The organism is Streptomyces sp. NPDC048392 (assembly GCF_043200575.1).
Lineage (GTDB): Bacteria > Actinomycetota > Actinomycetes > Streptomycetales > Streptomycetaceae > Streptomyces.
Genome location: NZ_JBICYB010000002.1, coordinates 155,916 through 170,500, shown reverse-complemented (window position 1 = coordinate 170,500; position 14,585 = coordinate 155,916). Strand labels below are relative to the sequence as shown.

The 14,585-nt window shown below is 73.5% G+C and carries 10 protein-coding genes; 7 read left to right on the top strand and 3 right to left on the bottom strand.

The window, feature by feature from the left end; all coding sequences use genetic code 11:
• Window positions 1-161: 161 nt before the first annotated feature.
• The 4 genes from ACGFYH_RS04610 to ACGFYH_RS04595 all read left to right on the top strand — a co-directional run bounded on the left by ACGFYH_RS04610 (window position 162) and on the right by ACGFYH_RS04595 (window position 4,555).
• Entirely contained in the window at window positions 162-917 is a 756-nt protein-coding gene (locus ACGFYH_RS04610; protein ID WP_393801670.1) for a polysaccharide deacetylase family protein, read from the top strand.
• A gap of 79 nt (window positions 918-996) precedes the next feature.
• A complete protein-coding gene (locus ACGFYH_RS04605) occupies window positions 997-2,898 on the top strand; it encodes a hypothetical protein (RefSeq protein WP_393801669.1) in 1,902 nt (633 codons plus the stop codon).
• Between the two features lie 41 nt (window positions 2,899-2,939).
• Window positions 2,940-3,395 (top strand): hypothetical protein, encoded by a 456-nt coding sequence (locus ACGFYH_RS04600; protein ID WP_393801668.1) that lies wholly within the window; start codon window positions 2,940-2,942, stop codon window positions 3,393-3,395.
• On the top strand, window positions 3,392-4,555 hold the full coding sequence (locus ACGFYH_RS04595) for a glycoside hydrolase family 26 protein (RefSeq protein ID WP_393801667.1): 1,164 nt from the start codon (window positions 3,392-3,394) through the stop codon (window positions 4,553-4,555). Before ACGFYH_RS04600 ends, ACGFYH_RS04595 begins: the two co-directional genes overlap by 4 nt.
• On the opposite strand, the gene ACGFYH_RS04590 is transcribed toward ACGFYH_RS04595, so the two are convergent.
• Complete coding sequence (locus ACGFYH_RS04590) at window positions 4,476-7,073, bottom strand: lipopolysaccharide biosynthesis protein (RefSeq protein ID WP_393801666.1); 2,598 nt, start codon at window positions 7,071-7,073, stop codon at window positions 4,476-4,478. The genes ACGFYH_RS04595 and ACGFYH_RS04590 overlap by 80 nt on opposite strands.
• Window positions 7,066-8,352: a DegT/DnrJ/EryC1/StrS family aminotransferase gene (locus ACGFYH_RS04585; protein WP_393801665.1), complete on the bottom strand. Its 1,287-nt coding sequence runs from the start codon at window positions 8,350-8,352 to the stop codon at window positions 7,066-7,068. Before ACGFYH_RS04585 ends, ACGFYH_RS04590 begins: the two co-directional genes overlap by 8 nt.
• 681 nt (window positions 8,353-9,033) lie before the next feature.
• Between ACGFYH_RS04585 and fahA the strand changes: the two genes are divergently transcribed.
• Complete coding sequence (gene fahA, locus ACGFYH_RS04580; RefSeq protein WP_393801664.1) at window positions 9,034-10,269, top strand: fumarylacetoacetase; 1,236 nt, start codon at window positions 9,034-9,036, stop codon at window positions 10,267-10,269.
• Window positions 10,270-10,542: 273 nt separating this feature from the next.
• On the top strand, window positions 10,543-11,481 hold the full coding sequence (locus ACGFYH_RS04575) for a M56 family metallopeptidase (RefSeq protein ID WP_393801663.1): 939 nt from the start codon (window positions 10,543-10,545) through the stop codon (window positions 11,479-11,481).
• Between the two features lie 215 nt (window positions 11,482-11,696).
• On the opposite strand, the gene recQ is transcribed toward ACGFYH_RS04575, so the two are convergent.
• Window positions 11,697-13,745, bottom strand: a complete 2,049-nt coding sequence (recQ, locus tag ACGFYH_RS04570) for a DNA helicase RecQ (protein ID WP_393801662.1) — start codon at window positions 13,743-13,745, stop codon at window positions 11,697-11,699.
• A gap of 240 nt (window positions 13,746-13,985) precedes the next feature.
• Between recQ and ACGFYH_RS04565 the strand changes: the two genes are divergently transcribed.
• The gene (locus ACGFYH_RS04565; protein ID WP_393801661.1) at window positions 13,986-14,585 is read left to right on the top strand and encodes a Uma2 family endonuclease; all 600 of its coding nucleotides are present in this window, start codon (window positions 13,986-13,988) and stop codon (window positions 14,583-14,585) included.

Here is a 14,585-nt window from a genome sequence, read left to right as displayed (position 1 = left end):
ACGGACCGGGGATTCCGGGCGCGGACGCGGCACTGGGAAGGGACGGGACGCGGGGAGCGGACGCAGAGCGGGGAAGGGGCGGGGCACGGGGAACGGACGCGAGGGAAGGCGGGGCGGGCGAGGCCGGGGGCCATGTCCCGGTCCTTCTCTACCACGCGGTGATGGACGATCCGCCTGCCTGGATCGCCGAGTTCAGCGTCACCCCGAAGGAGTTCGCCGCGCACCTGGACGCGGTCGTCGGCAGCGGCATGACGCCGGTCACGATCAGCGCGCTCGCCGACCACCTGGCCGGGCGGGCACCGCTGCCGCCCCGGCCGGTACTGCTCACCTTCGACGACGGCTTCGCCGACCTGCCCGGCCCCACCGCCGAGGCGCTGGCCGAGCGCGCGCTGCCCGCCACCGCCTACCTCACCACCGGGGCCATCACTCCGGGCGGCCGCAGTCTGCTGCAGCCCGCCCCGATGATGACCCTGGGCGCGGTGGCCGGGCTGGAACGTTCGGGCATCGAGATCGGCAGCCACACCGTCACCCACGCCCAGCTCGACACCCTGTCCACCGAAGACCTGATGGACGAACTGCGCACCTCCAGGGCGGTCCTGGAGGACGCCCTCGGCCGTCCGGTCCGCCACCTCGCCTACCCGCACGGCTACAACAGCGCGAAGGTGCGGGCGTCGTCGGCCCGTGCCGGGTACGAGACGGCGACCGCCGTGCGGCACGCGCTCAGTTCGGGCCGCGACGAGCGTTACCGCATCGCCCGGCTCATCGTGCGGCACGGCCACACGGTCGCCGACGTCGAGGGCTGGCTGGCGGGGGGCGGCGCCCGCACCGCCCCTTTCCGCGACGGTCCGAAGACGGCCGGCTGGCGGTGGTACCGCCGGGCCCGCACCGTCCTGAAGGGCCCCGTGTTCGCCGGGTGAAACGCGACGAAGCTGACGATTCGGGTGTGAGAAGCGGCGTGCGTTCCTAGACTCGTCCCCAGGGGAGGGGAGCCTCAGCGTGCAGCACCAGGTGCCCGTACCGAACGCCGAGAGCGGTATGCCGCCACCCCCCGCCACCGGCCCGGGACGGCCCGCCGGCGGTGACCCCGGCCCCTGGCGGGCCGTCCTTCGCCGCCCCCGCGCCCCCGGCCCGCTGACGCTGCTGCTCGCCACCGCGCTCTGGCTGTACGCCCTCCCCCGCATCGGCTTCCGGAAGATGGGCGACTACGGCCTGCTGGACCGCCTGCCCGTCACCTATCACCTCTCGCTGCTGGTCCTCACCGCGGGCTTCGTCCTCAGCCTGCGGCGCGCGGCCACCGCACCCTGGTGGCCGGCCGCACACTGTGCCGCGATGCTGTTCGCCCTCAAGGCACCACCGGCGGTCCTCTACGACGCGGTGCGCTACCCGTGGGCCTCCAAGCACGACGCCGTCGTCGACACCCTGCTCGCCAACGGCGGACTCCGGCCGGACGCCGCGCTGTCGGGCAACATGTCGGCGTACGACCAGTGGCCGGGGTTCTTCACGCTCAACGGCGGCCTGGTGCGCGCCTTCGGTGTGGACGGTGCCGCCGTGTACGCCAACTGGGCACCGATCGTCCTCGGGCTGCTCATGATGCCGGTGCTGGTGCTGATCTACCGCACCTTCTGCCGGGACCGGCGCCTGGTGTGGACCGCCGTCTGGATCTTCCAGCTCGCCAACTGGGTGGGCCAGGACTACTTCGCCCCGCAGGCACTCGCCTACCTGCTGCACCTGACGGTCATCGCGGTGGTGCTGCGGCACTTCGTGCGCCCGGGCTCCGCCGGACGCCTGCGCGACCGCGCCTTCCTCGACCCGGCGGCGGCCGTCGTGCCGCCCCCGACCGGAACCGGACAGCGCGCGATCTGCGTGCTGGCCCTCGCCCCGCTGATCGCCGCCGTCAACGCCACGCACCAGCTCACTCCGGTGATGCTCTGCGTCTGCCTGCTCGCGCTCAACCTCACCCGCCGCCACCGCAACGTCGGTCTGCTGGCCGTCGCCGCACTGCTGATGCTGGCCTGGGACCTGACCATGGGACGGCCGCTGTTTCTGGAGACGCTCTCCACGCTGAAGGAGTCCCTCGGCGAACTGACCCGGAACTCCCGCGCCGGCTACGCGGGTCAGCTCACCGGCCCCGGCCCCGAACTCGCCGGCACGGCCAACGTGGTGATGGTGCTGGCGATCACCGCCCTCGCCGGGGCCGCCGTCGTGCTGCGGCGCCGGCTGACCCGCAGCGCGCTGCCACTGCTGCTGGTCTCGTTCGCCCCGGTGCCGCTGTTCGTCGTCAACGACTACGGCGGCGAAATGCTTTTCCGGGTCTACCTGTTCGCACTGCCCGGCGGGGCCTTCTTCGCAGCCGCCGCACTCGTGCCGGCCTTCGCGGGCGGCCGACGCGACCGGGTCGGGGCCGCGAGGACAGCGCGGCACAGGGCCGCGGCCATCGCCCTGCCGACGGTGCTGTCGGCGCTGCTGGCCGGCTTCCTGCCGTCGTACTACGGCAAGGAGAGGATGTACTACACGCCGCCCGCGGAGACCGCCCTGGTCACCCGGACCCTCGACAACGCTCCCGAGGGCGCGCTGATCCTCGCCACCACCGGCTCCTTCCCGCAGGCCCTCCACCGTTACGACAGCCTCGAGCACTGGTACTTCGCCGAGCAGGAGCTCCCCGAGAACGAGAGGATGCTGAGGGACCCGGCCGGCTACCTCGCCGACGGAATACCGCCGGGCGTCACGGCGTACGTCCTCCTCACCCGCACCCAGGACGTCTACACCGCCGGAGAGGGACTGCTGCCGGCCGACGGCTTCGCCGGACTCCGCGCGGAGCTGTCCGCCTCGCCGCTCTTCAGGACCCTCGAAAGCCACCCCTACGGCGTCGTCCTGGAGTACCGCCCGGCGCCCGGGTGACGCCGGCCACGCCGAAAGACGAAGGGCAGTCAGGTCACTCCATGAACACCACGGATTCCCAGGCGACCGGTCCCCGCGAAGCGGCCCGGGCCACCGGAGCGGCCCCGAGGCGGCTCAAAGTCCTCGTCGCGGTCTCCGGCTGGGCGGCGCTGGCCGCCACCGCCGTACCCGGCCCCTCACCACTGCGCTGGACACCGGTGCTGCTCTTCGTCCTGTTCGGCCCGGGCTGCGCGGTGCTGTATCCGCAGCCGGCCGGCTTGGCCTCCGGTGCCCGGCTGGAGGCCGCCGCGCTCGCCGCACCCGTCAGCCTCTCGCTCGGGGTGCTCACCGCCACCTCGCTGTTCCTGGCGGAGGCCTTCTCGGCGACCGCCTTCCTCGTCCCGCTGGCCGCCTTCACCACGGTCACCGCGGCCCTGCCGGGGCTGCCGCTGCCCGCCGCCCGGCGCGGCGCGGCCGAACACGCCACCCGCGGGCCCGCCGTCGGCGGCGGCACATGACGGCCCGGCGCCGGGGACACGCCCCGTCCGCGTCCCGTGAGGCGACGGGCACGGGCACGGGCACGGCGAGACGCGCCCACACGGCCGTCGTACTGGTGGCGGTGGCCGCGCTGATCGCCGGGCTCGGCCTCTGGGCCGGCCGCACCGAGGACCCGGACGCACCCGGGGACGCCCTGCCCGGCAACGCCGCCTCCGGCAAGGTGCCGTCCGGTCCGTGCGCCCCCGGCGACACGCTGGTCCCCGCCTGCGGTGCCTGGTGGGGCGCCTACGTGCCGTACGCCGCGAACGGATCGCTCAGGGACGCCGTGCTCGGCTTCGAGAGGCGGATCGGCCGCAGGCTGGACCTCGTCTACAACTACCACGACATGTCCGGCACCGACCTGGACGGCCGCCTGCTCACCCGGGACGAACAGGAGCTGGGCAGGGACAGGCTGCTCATGCTGGCCTGGGAGTCCACGGTCTGGACCGAGCCGCACCACGAGAACTGGACGGAAACCCAGCTCGGCTGGAAGAACATCGCCTCGGGGAAGTACGACGAGGAAGTACTCGATCCGCAGATCCGGCGCATCAGGGCCTACGGCAAACGGGCCTTCGTCTCCTTCGACCAGGAGACCGACGCCCGCGTCGGGGAAGGCGCCGGCACGCCGGCGGAGTTCGTCGCGGCGTACCGGCACCTGCACGAGCGGTTCCGTGAGCTGGGCGCCGACAACGTCGTGTGGGTGTGGACCGTCTCCGGCTACCTCGGCAGCGCGGACGAGATGAAGGCGCTCTACCCCGGGGACGAGTACGTCGACTGGATCGCCATGGACCAGTACAACTACTACCAGTGCCACGACACCACCGACTGGAAGGACTTCCTGCGCAGCCAGCAGCCCGGCTACGCATGGCTGCGCGAGAACATCACCGACGAGAAGCCTGTGATGCTCGCGGAGTTCGCGACCGCGCCCGACCCCGACGACCCGAAGCGCCAGCGCGACTGGTACACCCGGATTCCCGCCGACGTGAGGAAGCTCCCGGAGGTGAAGGCGCTGGTGCACTGGAACCGGCCCCCGTCCGAGGAGCCGGCCTGCGACCTGACCGTCAACGACGGCCCGGGACTCGACGGTTACCGGGAGGCGGGGAGGAACGGCTACTTCCACCAGCCCGTGCCGCCCCGCTGACCGGCGGGACGACGATGAGGGCCAGCGCGACGAGTACGCCGAGCAGGACGAGCGCGCCGAGCAGCGGCAGGGCCGCGGGTGCGAGGGCCCGGCGCCACACCCAGCCGCCCACCGCGACGAGATACAGCACTCCCCAGCACCCGGGCCAGGTCAGCCGTCCGACCGCGCGCACGAGCAGCAGGCCGAGCGGAACGAGGCACAGGAGCAGGGCGAGCTGCGGGACCCACCGCAGCAACGGCTCGGGGCCGCTCAGCCCCACCGTGTCCGCCAGAGCGCCGGCCGTCCTCGAGTGCCACGCCCCGCCGACCGCGCGGGGTTCCCGCCCGAGGGCGACGGGCGCGGTGTGCAGGGCGAGCAGAGCGGACCCGAGAGCCGTCCCGGGCAGCCACGCGTCACGCGCCGTACACAGCGTCACCGACGCGGCGAACACGACCAGCAGCAGGCCGCCCGCGACGAGAGCGGGAAACGGCAGCTCCTCCAGCAGCCTGCGTCCCGTCAGCTGTGCGGTCCCGAAATCCCCTGCCACACCGGGCACCCCGGCCCCACCCGACGCGCCGACCGCACCGGACGTCCCGCCGAGCCATGGCAGGCCGCGCAGGGCCGCCCAGTAGACCGCGGTGGCGACGGCGAGCAGGCACCACAGGACGCCTCTCAGCCACCGCTCCCCAGCGTCGGTCACGCTGCCGGTCTGGACGGCGGCTCCGGTCCGCCGCGGCCGGACGGCCAGTACCAGGGTGTCCGCCCGCAGCGCCTCGCGCTCGTACCCGGGACGGCCGGTGAACAGGTCGGCCGTGCCAGCCGTGCCTGCCGTGCCAGCCGTCCCTGCCGTGCCAGCCGTGCCAGCCGTGCCAGCCGTCCCTGCCGTGCCTGCCGTGCCAGCCGTCCCTGCCGTGCCAGCCGTGCGTGCCGTGCCAGCCGTCCCTGCCGTGCCAGCCGTGCGTGCCGTGCGTGCCGTGCGTGCCGTGTCAGCCGTCCCTGCCGCGCCTGCCGTGCCAGCCGTGCGTGCCGTGCGTGCCGTGCGTGCCGTGCGTGCCGTGTCCACGTCGGTGCCCTCGCGCCCACGGTGCGCATCGCGCGCCCAGTCGGTGCCGTAGCCGGCGGTCGCGTTCAGCCGTGCCCGCCGGGTGCCGTACTCCGGGCCGGGGGCGGCCGGGCGCCTGCCCCGGCGCCGTCTCCCACCGGCACGCGCCCCCCTGCCGCCGGGGGCGCCCGTGCCGCGCAGCGCCGCGCGCAGGCCGGGTGCGCAGCCGACGGCGACCACCGTCATGCTCACCAGCACCGCCCAGCCGGCGCCCGCGATCCCGGCCGGTGTGAACAGCAGCGCCGCGCTGCCCAGCACCAGGACGCACATGGCGCCCTGCACGGCGGCGAGCACCCCGGTCCGCGCCTGGACCCGCAGCACACCGATGTACAGCTCGACCACGACTCTCGGCAGCGCCCCGACGGCCAGCAGCCGCAGCACCGTGGAGCCGTGCTCGGCGTATTCCTCGTCGAAGGGCGCGAGGATCTGCGGGGCGAAGACGACCAGGAAGAGGACGACCGGCACCAGCAGCAGCGTCATGCGGCGCAGCGCTCCCCGGACGCCGTCGGCGAGGCGGCGCGGGTCGTGCGAGGCGTGCGCGGTGAGGGAGGAGGCCATGTTGACGGCCATGAACTCCATGGTGCCGCCGACGGTGTACGCCACGTAGAAGTAGCCGTTCTCCGCGGCGCTGAAGTTGACCGCGACCATCACCGGCAGCAGGTTGATCATCGCCAGGCTGAACAGCGCGCCCAGCGAGTCCCCGGCCAGGAAGCGGCCCATCTCGCGGGCGGGGGGCGGCGCCACGTCGCGGTCGGCGGCGGCCTGGCGCGGGATGAGTCTGCGGAAGATCAGCCAGCCGAGCGGCACGGTGGAGAAGGCGATGGCCACCGCCCAGGACACGAAGATGCCCAGTACCGGCAGCGTGGTGGCGAAAAGGGCCAGCAGGATCAGCTTCCCGACCGAGAACACCGCGTTCCCGGCGGGCACCCACTCCGCCTTGCGCAGCCCGGTCAGCACCCCGTCCTGGAGGGTGAGCAGCGCCCAGGCCACACAAGCGGCGACGAACAGCGTCCCCGCCCCGGGCGTGCCGAGCGGGGCGTAGGAGGCGCCCCACAGGTCGAGGGTGAGCAGGAATACCGCGGCGGCCACGGCGACGACCGCCGAACTCGCCGCGTACGCACGCCACACCAGCGGGCCGGTGGCACGTCCCGCGCGCGGCACGAAACGGACCACGGCGCCGATCATCGTGGTCGCCGTGATGCTGGCTAGCAGCCGCATGGCGGCGATGGCCGCGGAGCCCTGCCCCACGGCCTCCTCCGAGTAGCGGCGGGCTGCCACGAGCCAGAAGCCCAGGCCGAGGACGGCGGAGACGCCGGTGCTGAGCATCAGGAAGTAGGCGTTCTTGAAGAGCGAGTCGCCGTCGTGGCCGCCGGGGACCGGCGTCGATCCGTCGCCCGTGGGTGCCGCGGCGGCCTCGTGCACCCGGGTATCAGCCACCGGACGGAACCAGCCCTTCCGGCGCCTCGGCCGGTCGTGCCGCGGACTCCTCCAGCGCGGCGACGACCGCGCGGGCCCGCAGCGGATCCACGGGCAGCGCGTGCCGCGCGAACCAGCGCGCCCCCTCGGGGGAGGGCGACGGGTCGGTGAAGGCCGCGCCCGCGTAGTCGTCCAGGGGCGGGTCGTAGAGATAGCCGACGACGATGCCGCGCCGGGCCAGCGCGCGGACGGCCGCGTCCCGGTCCGCGACGAGCAACGGCACCCGGAACAACGGCTGCGCCACCCCACCCGTGCCCCCGCCCGTCCCCCCGCCGGTACCCATGCCCGTGCCGGTACCCGTGCCCGTGCCGATACCCGTGCCGGTGCCCGCCTCCGCGTCCGCTTCCGCCGCCGACCGGCCGGCCGGGCCTCTCAGGACGGCCGGTCTCGCCCAGCGCGTGGACAGCAGCAGCTCCGTCCCCGCCCGGCAGCCCGCGAGCACGTCGTCCAGCCGGTCGAGCCCGCGCCGGACGCGCCGGAGCCGGAACCGGCCCGCCCGCAGCCGGTAGTCGTGCATGTCGACGCGGACCCAGGGGTCGTGAGCGTCCAGGCCGGGTGCCGAAGCGGCCGCACGTGCCAACTCCCGGGCACGCAGCGGCATCCGGATCCCCTCCCGCTCCATCAGCCCCAGCAGCCGCATCGTCGCCCGGGCCGTCCGCCGCAGCCGCAGCCCGCGTACCGCTGCCTCCGCGTAGGGCCGTACGGCGTACGCGACTTCGGCCGTCATACGGCGCGGCAGCAGCAGGTCGTCGCAGGTCTTCTCCAAAGTGTCGCGCAGGCCCGGGTCGGCGACCGCGAGGATGCCACCCGCCTTGGCGCCGACGTGCTTGGACAGGCTGAAGACGGAGGCGTCTCCCCAGGCGCCGACCGGCCGGCCGCCCACCTCGCTGCCGATGGCGTGCGCCGCGTCCTCGAACAGCGGGATGCCCAGCGCGTCGCAGCGGGCCCGCAGCCGGGGCGCCGGGTCCGGGTTCCCGTACAGGTTCGTCGTCAGTACGGCGGTCAGCGAGCCCCACACCTCCGCGGGCACGGCATCGATGTCGATGGACCCGTCCGCCGGGTCGAGCGGCGCCTGCACCGGCCGCAGACCGGCGGCGAGGACGACGAAGAAGATGACGTCGTCGTTGACCGGCGACATCAGCACACGGCCGCCGGGCGGGCACCAGTGACGCAGTGCCGCGTACAGCCCGAAACGGCATGACGGTACATACACGCATTCCCGGCCGAGTCGGCCGCGCATGGTCGCTTCCAGCCGTCTCCTCGGCTGCGCGCCATCCCGCACCGACCCCGGACCGGCCTCCCCAACGGCCATCCGCTCCCCCTGTTGTGCCGTCGAGGACCCCCTCCCCGAGGCCTTCCGGCACCCGCCCAGAGTCACCCCGTTCGCACCACTCCGTCAAGATTGCGTCCAGGGCTGTGGACAACCTTGTGTACACGACCGGAAGCGGAGCGCCACAACCGCGGCCGCGTGCCCGGCCGTTCACCGCCGCTCCCCCGCCCGACGCCCTGGCCCTCACCCCCCCGCTCCCCCGTCCGCCGTCCTGGCCGTTCACCCGCCGCTTCGCCGCCCGACGCCCTGGCCGTTCACCCGCCGCTTCGCCGCCCGACGCCCTGGCCGTTCGCCCGCCGCTTCGCCGCCCGTTTCGCCGGGACCCCCCGCGGGCCTGCGCCGACCGCGCACGGGCTCTTCCACCCGTCGTTCTCCTCGTCGGGCGCCCCACGGCGCCCGAGGCACTCCCGCACGTCAGCCTGCCTGCGCGCGCCCTCCCCCGCCACGCGGCGCCACGATCCGCCGCACTGCCCAAGATTGGTAGGTCACCCGTAACGTGTGGCCCGACCACGCGTCACGTGGCGCACCGATCACGTGGCGCACACGGCGCGCACGGCGCACATGGCGAGCACGAAAGCGAGGCAGCACCCGATGCCCCCCTTCGATGTCCCCGAGGGCGATCCCTTCGGCCCGCACAACCTTCCGTACGGCGTGTTCTCGATCCCCGGCTCGCGGGAGCGGGCGGACCGGACGGTGGGTGTCCGGCTCGGCGACCACGTCCTGGACGCGGGCGCGGCGGCCCACGCGCTCGGCTCGCCGTACGCCTCCCTGCTCGCGCGGCCCACCCTGAACCCGCTGCTGGCGGCCGGGCGCACCGCGTGGTCGGACGTGCGGCGCGCGCTGACCGCGTGGGTGACGGTCCCCTCCCACCGCGAGATCCTGGAGCCCTTCTTCCACCCGCTGTCGTCGGTGACCCTGCACCTGCCCTTCGAGGTCGCCGACTACGTCGACTTCTACGCCTCCGAGAACCACGCCCGGAACGTCGGCCGGATCTTCCGTCCCGACACCGCCGACTCCCTCACCCCGAACTGGAAGCACCTCCCGATCGGCTACCACGGCCGCTCCGGCACGGTCGTCGTGTCCGGCACGGACGTCGTACGCCCGTCGGGGCAGCGCAAGGCTCCGGCCGACGCCGCTCCCGTCTTCGGCCCGTCCGTACGCCTCGACATCGAGGCCGAGGTCGGGTTCGTGGTGGGCGTGCCCTCCGAGCCGGGCAGTCCGGTGGCGCTCTCCGGCTTCCGCGAGCACGTCTTCGGGCTCTGCCTGCTCAACGACTGGTCCGCGCGGGACGTCCAGGCCTGGGAGTACGTCCCCCTCGGCCCGTTCCTCGGCAAGTCCTTCGCCACGTCGGTGTCGGCGTGGATCACACCGCTGGACGCCTTGGAGGAGGCTCGGGTGGCACCGCCCGAGCGCACGCACCAGCTGCTGCCCTACCTGGACGACACGCAGGACGACCGTGACGAACCCGGCGGCTACGACCTGCGGATCTCCGTCGCCGTCAACGGCCATGTCGTCTCCGAGCCGCCGTTCGCCACCATGTACTGGACGGCCGCCCAGCAGCTGGCCCACATGACGGTCAACGGTGCCTCGCTGCGCACCGGCGACCTGTACGGCTCGGGCACGGTGAGCGGAGCCGCCGAGCGGGAGCGCGGGTCACTCCTCGAACTGACCTGGAACGGCCGCGACCCGCTGGAACTCCCCGACGGCAAGCGGACGTTCCTGGAGGACGGGGACGTGGTCACCCTGTCGGCCTGGGCCCCCGGGCCCGGCGGCACCCGGGTGGGGCTGGGCGAGGTCACCGGACGGGTGGTCGGACGGGGCGCCTGACCGGCTTCGGCGGAACCTCCGGCGGGGCGCCCGGCCGGGGAGGGGTTCCCGTACTCCCCGCATCGGATGCGGAACCGGTGCCTGCCGACACCTGACTCACACCGCCCGGCCCCGTCATACTGGCGTCGGGCGGTGTGCGCGCCCAGCCGGGCACGGCACAGCCCGGAACGGCACAACGCGCGGCACAGCCTCACCAACGCAGCCCCGTCAGCACAGCACAGTCCCTGTACAGCCAGAGCCGCCCATCCTCGACCAGGATCCGGAGCCAGTGGCATGACCGTCTGCCTGCTCCTGCTGTTCGTCGTCGCCGTGACCGCCGCGGTGCCGGTGCCGCGCGCGCTGACCCGTTCCACGTGGCCCGATCGGGACCCCGTGGTGGCGCTGTGGGTGTGGCAGTGTCTGGTCGCCACCGTGCTGCTGTGTTGTCTGACGGCTCTCGTCCTCGGTGCCACCGCCGTCTTCGGCACCGTCCGCGCCCAGCTCTTCGCGCCGGCGCCGCCCGCGGTGACCGCCGCGTACAACCTCTCCGCCGGGCCGGCCTGGGCCGCCGTCCTCACCCTGCTGCTGGCGGGCGGGGCCGCCTGGACCAGTGCGATGCTCGGCCGCGAGCTGGTCGAGGCCCGCAGGCGGCGCGCCCGGTCACGCGCCCACCTGCGCGAACGCGCCCCCGACCTGCCCGCCGGACTCCCCGCCGCCCGCGGCCCCCTCCTGGTCCTGGAGGACGAGTACCCGGACGCCTGGTGGATGCCGGGCAGTCCGCCCCAGCTGATCGTCACCACCGGCGCCCTGCACCGCCTCACCGACCATCAGCTGGACGCCGTCCTCACCCACGAGCGCGGCCACGCCCGGGCCCGCCACGACTGGCTGCTGCACCTGTCCAGCGCCCTGGCCACGGGGTTCCCGCGGGTCCCGCTCTTCGCCCACTTCTGCGACCAGACCCATCGGCTGGTCGAGCTCTCGGCCGACGACACCGCCTCCCGCCGCTGCGGCCACCTGACCACCGCCCTGGCCCTGATCGAACTGAACCAGCACCGCGGCGTCCTGTCCTGCTCCTCCAGCCACCGCCTCCTCGGCGAACGGGTCGACCGCCTCCTGGAACCCCAGCCCCGCCTGACCCGCCGCCACCGCGCCCTCACCACGGCGACGGCCGCTCTCGTCCCCCTCATCCCCCTTCTCATCACCTTCGCCCCGGGTCTGACGGCGCTGGCGTAGTCCCACCCAGTCCCACGCGGGCCCACGCGGTCCCTCCGGACGGGCGAAACCGGCGGTGCGGGAAACGGCCGGGCATCGCGGAGTCACCCCGCCGGGCCGGGCGACGCACCCACCCCCGTACTGCTCCGCTCCCGTGCTGCCCAGGCGCACCGCGACCCGCCCGTGCTGCCCAGGCGCACCGCGGCCCGCCGGACGCCGTTTCCGGTGAGTCCCCTCTACACCCAGTCGTCGGGCTCGGGCTCGGGCTCGGGCCCCGGCTCCTGCTCGGGCCAGTCGTCCGCGCCGGACCGCGAACCGGCGCCGCTGTCCGAGCCGGCCGACGGGGCCGGCGCGGACGCCGTGGCGGTGGCCGGTCCGTCCAGCCCGGCCAGCACCTCGACCACGCCCTCCCCGTACGTCACCAGCTTCTTCTCGCCGACCCCGCTGATGCCCCCGAGCTCCCCGACCGAGGTGGGCCACGCGGTGACGATCTCCCGGAGGGTGGCGTCGTGGAAGATGACGTACGCCGGGACGCCCTGCTCGCGGGCCTGTTCCGCACGCCAGGCGCGCAGTGCCTCGAAGGCGGGTGCCAGCTCCGCGGGCAGTTCGGCCGCAACCGTCTTCGCCTTGCGCTCGCCGCGTCCGCCGCCCGCCGCCTTGGCCGCGGCGGGCTTCTTGGGCTCCTTGCGGAGCGGCACCTCCCTCTCCCGCCGCAGGACTTCGCCACTGGACTCGGTCAGCACCAGCGTGCCGTACTCTCCCTCGACCGCGAGCAGCCCCTGGGCCAGCAACTGCCGGGCGACACCCCGCCACTCGCCCTCGGTCAGCTCCTCGCCGACGCCGAACACGGAGAGCTGGTCGTGGTCGAACTGGATCACCTTGGCGGTGCGCTTGCCCAGCAGGATGTCGATGATCTGTCCGGCGCCGAACTTCTGCCCGCGCTCCCGCTTCAGCCGCACCACCGTCGAGAGCACCTTCTGGGCCGCGACCGTGCCGTCCCAGGTCTGCGGCGGGGTGAGGCAGGTGTCGCAGTTCTCACAGCCGGTCTGGTCGGGGTCCTGTCCGAAGTAGGCGAGGAGCTGGCCCCGGCGGCACTGGGCGGTCTCGCACAGGGCGAGCATCGCGTCCAGGTGGGACTGGGCCCGGCGGCGGAACGCCTCGTCGCCCTCGCCGGACTGGATCATCTTGCGCTGCTGTATGACGTCGTTGAGTCCGTACGCCATCCAGGCCGTCGACGGCAGCCCGTCCCGGCCGGCGCGGCCGGTCTCCTGGTAGTAGCCCTCGACCGACTTGGGCAGGTCCAGGTGGGCGACGAACCGCACGTCCGGCTTGTCGATGCCCATGCCGAAGGCGATGGTCGCCACGACCACCAGGCCCTCCTCGCGCAGGAACCTCGACTGGTGTGCCGCGCGGGTGCCCGCGTCCAGGCCCGCGTGGTACGGCACCGCCTCGACGCCGTTGCGCGACAGGAACTCGGCGGTCTTGTCGACGGAGTTGCGCGAGAGGCAGTACACGATGCCCGCGTCCCCGGGGTGCTCCTCGCGCAGGAAGCTCAGCAGCTGCTTCCTGGGGTCGGACTTCGGCACGATCCGGTACTGGATGTTGGGCCGGTCGAAGCTGGCCACGAAGTGCCGCGCCGCCGGCATGTTCAGCCGCTCGGTGATCTCGCGGTGGGTGGCGTGTGTCGCCGTCGCCGTGAGTGCGAGGCGGGGGACGTCCGGCCAGCGCTCGCCGAGCAGCGACAGGGCCAGGTAGTCGGGCCGGAAATCGTGGCCCCACTGGGAGACGCAGTGCGCCTCGTCGATGGCGAAGAGGGAGATCTTGCCGCGGGAGAGCAGGTCGAGGGTGCCCCCCAGGCGCAGCCGCTCGGGTGCCAGGTACAGCAGGTCCAGCTCGCCGGCGAGGAACTCGGCCTCCACCACGCGCCGCTCGTCGAAGTCCTGCGTGGAGTTCATGAACCCGGCCCGCACACCGAGCGCCCGCAGCGCGTCCACCTGGTCCTGCATCAGCGCGATCAGCGGCGAGACCACGATGCCCGTGCCGGGCCTGACCAGGGCCGGAATCTGGTAGCACAGGGATTTCCCGCCGCCGGTCGGCATGAGCACGACGGCATCGCCGCCCGCCACCACGTGGTCGACGACCGCTTCCTGCTCGCCGCGGAACGCCTCGTACCCGAAGACCCGGTGCAGCGTGGCCAGCGTCTCGCTGTCCGACCGCCGCTCCCCTGCCTCCGCTGTCTCAGCTGTCGCCTCTGCCATCTCGCCGATCACGCCCGTCCCGCCCATCGTCCCGTCCCCCGTACGTCCTGCCTCGCCCGTCTGGTCTGTCAGGTCTTTCTGGCCCGTCCTGTCCCGACCACTGCCTCAACGATAGGGGCCCACGCCGACAGCCCCGGAGTTATCCACAGGTTGTCCGACACGACCGCGTCAAGGACACGACGATCGTTCACACGTTCGCAGGAGACCCGCCCGTTTCCGGCGGATAGTCTGATTGCACCCGCGAGACTCCGTCCCATGGGAGCACTGATGAGCGTCGCACCGAAGGCGTCCACGCCCGACTGGCCGATCCCGCCGGAGGGCGGCTGGACGGCGGACGACCTGGACCGGCTTCCGAACCTGCCGCCGCATACGGAGCTGATCGACGGGAGCCTCGTCTTCGTGAGTCCGCAGACCCTTTTCCACTCACGCGCCGTGAGCTTCTTCGAATGGCAGCTTCAGTCCCTCGCCCCGGCGGAGTTCGAGGTCGTCCGCGAGTTCACCATCGACATCGACCGGCAGAACCGGCCCGAACCGGACGTGATCGTCGTGCGCGGCGACGTGGTCGACGACCCGGAGCAGACCCGCTACCCCGCCGAGGCCGTCACCCTGGCCGTCGAGGTCGTCTCCGCGGAGTCCGTCTCCCGTGACCGCGAGACCAAGCCCCTGAAGTACGCCCGGGCCGGCATCGCCCACTACTGGCGGGTGGAGAACGAGAAGGGCCTCGCCGTCGTCCACGCCTTCGAGCTGGAGCCCACCACCGGCACCTACACCAGCGTCGGCATCTTCCGCGAACGCATGAAGGTGAGCGCGCCCTTCCCGACGGACCTGGACCTGACCGCCGTCAAGCCGCGCCGCGGCGGCGAGTAG

Coding starts and splice junctions, on each gene's coding strand:
- ACGFYH_RS04610 (WP_393801670.1), top strand. CDS start 162: ATGGACGATCCGCCTGCCTGGATCGCCGAGTTCAGCGTCACCCCGAAG.
- ACGFYH_RS04600 (WP_393801668.1), top strand. CDS start 2,940: ATGAACACCACGGATTCCCAGGCGACCGGTCCCCGCGAAGCGGCCCGG.
- ACGFYH_RS04595 (WP_393801667.1), top strand. CDS start 3,392: ATGACGGCCCGGCGCCGGGGACACGCCCCGTCCGCGTCCCGTGAGGCG.
- ACGFYH_RS04585 (WP_393801665.1), bottom strand. CDS start 8,352: ATGCGCGGCCGACTCGGCCGGGAATGCGTGTATGTACCGTCATGCCGT.
- fahA (WP_393801664.1), top strand. CDS start 9,034: ATGCCCCCCTTCGATGTCCCCGAGGGCGATCCCTTCGGCCCGCACAAC.
- ACGFYH_RS04575 (WP_393801663.1), top strand. CDS start 10,543: ATGACCGTCTGCCTGCTCCTGCTGTTCGTCGTCGCCGTGACCGCCGCG.
- recQ (WP_393801662.1), bottom strand. CDS start 13,745: ATGGGCGGGACGGGCGTGATCGGCGAGATGGCAGAGGCGACAGCTGAG.
- ACGFYH_RS04565 (WP_393801661.1), top strand. CDS start 13,986: ATGAGCGTCGCACCGAAGGCGTCCACGCCCGACTGGCCGATCCCGCCG.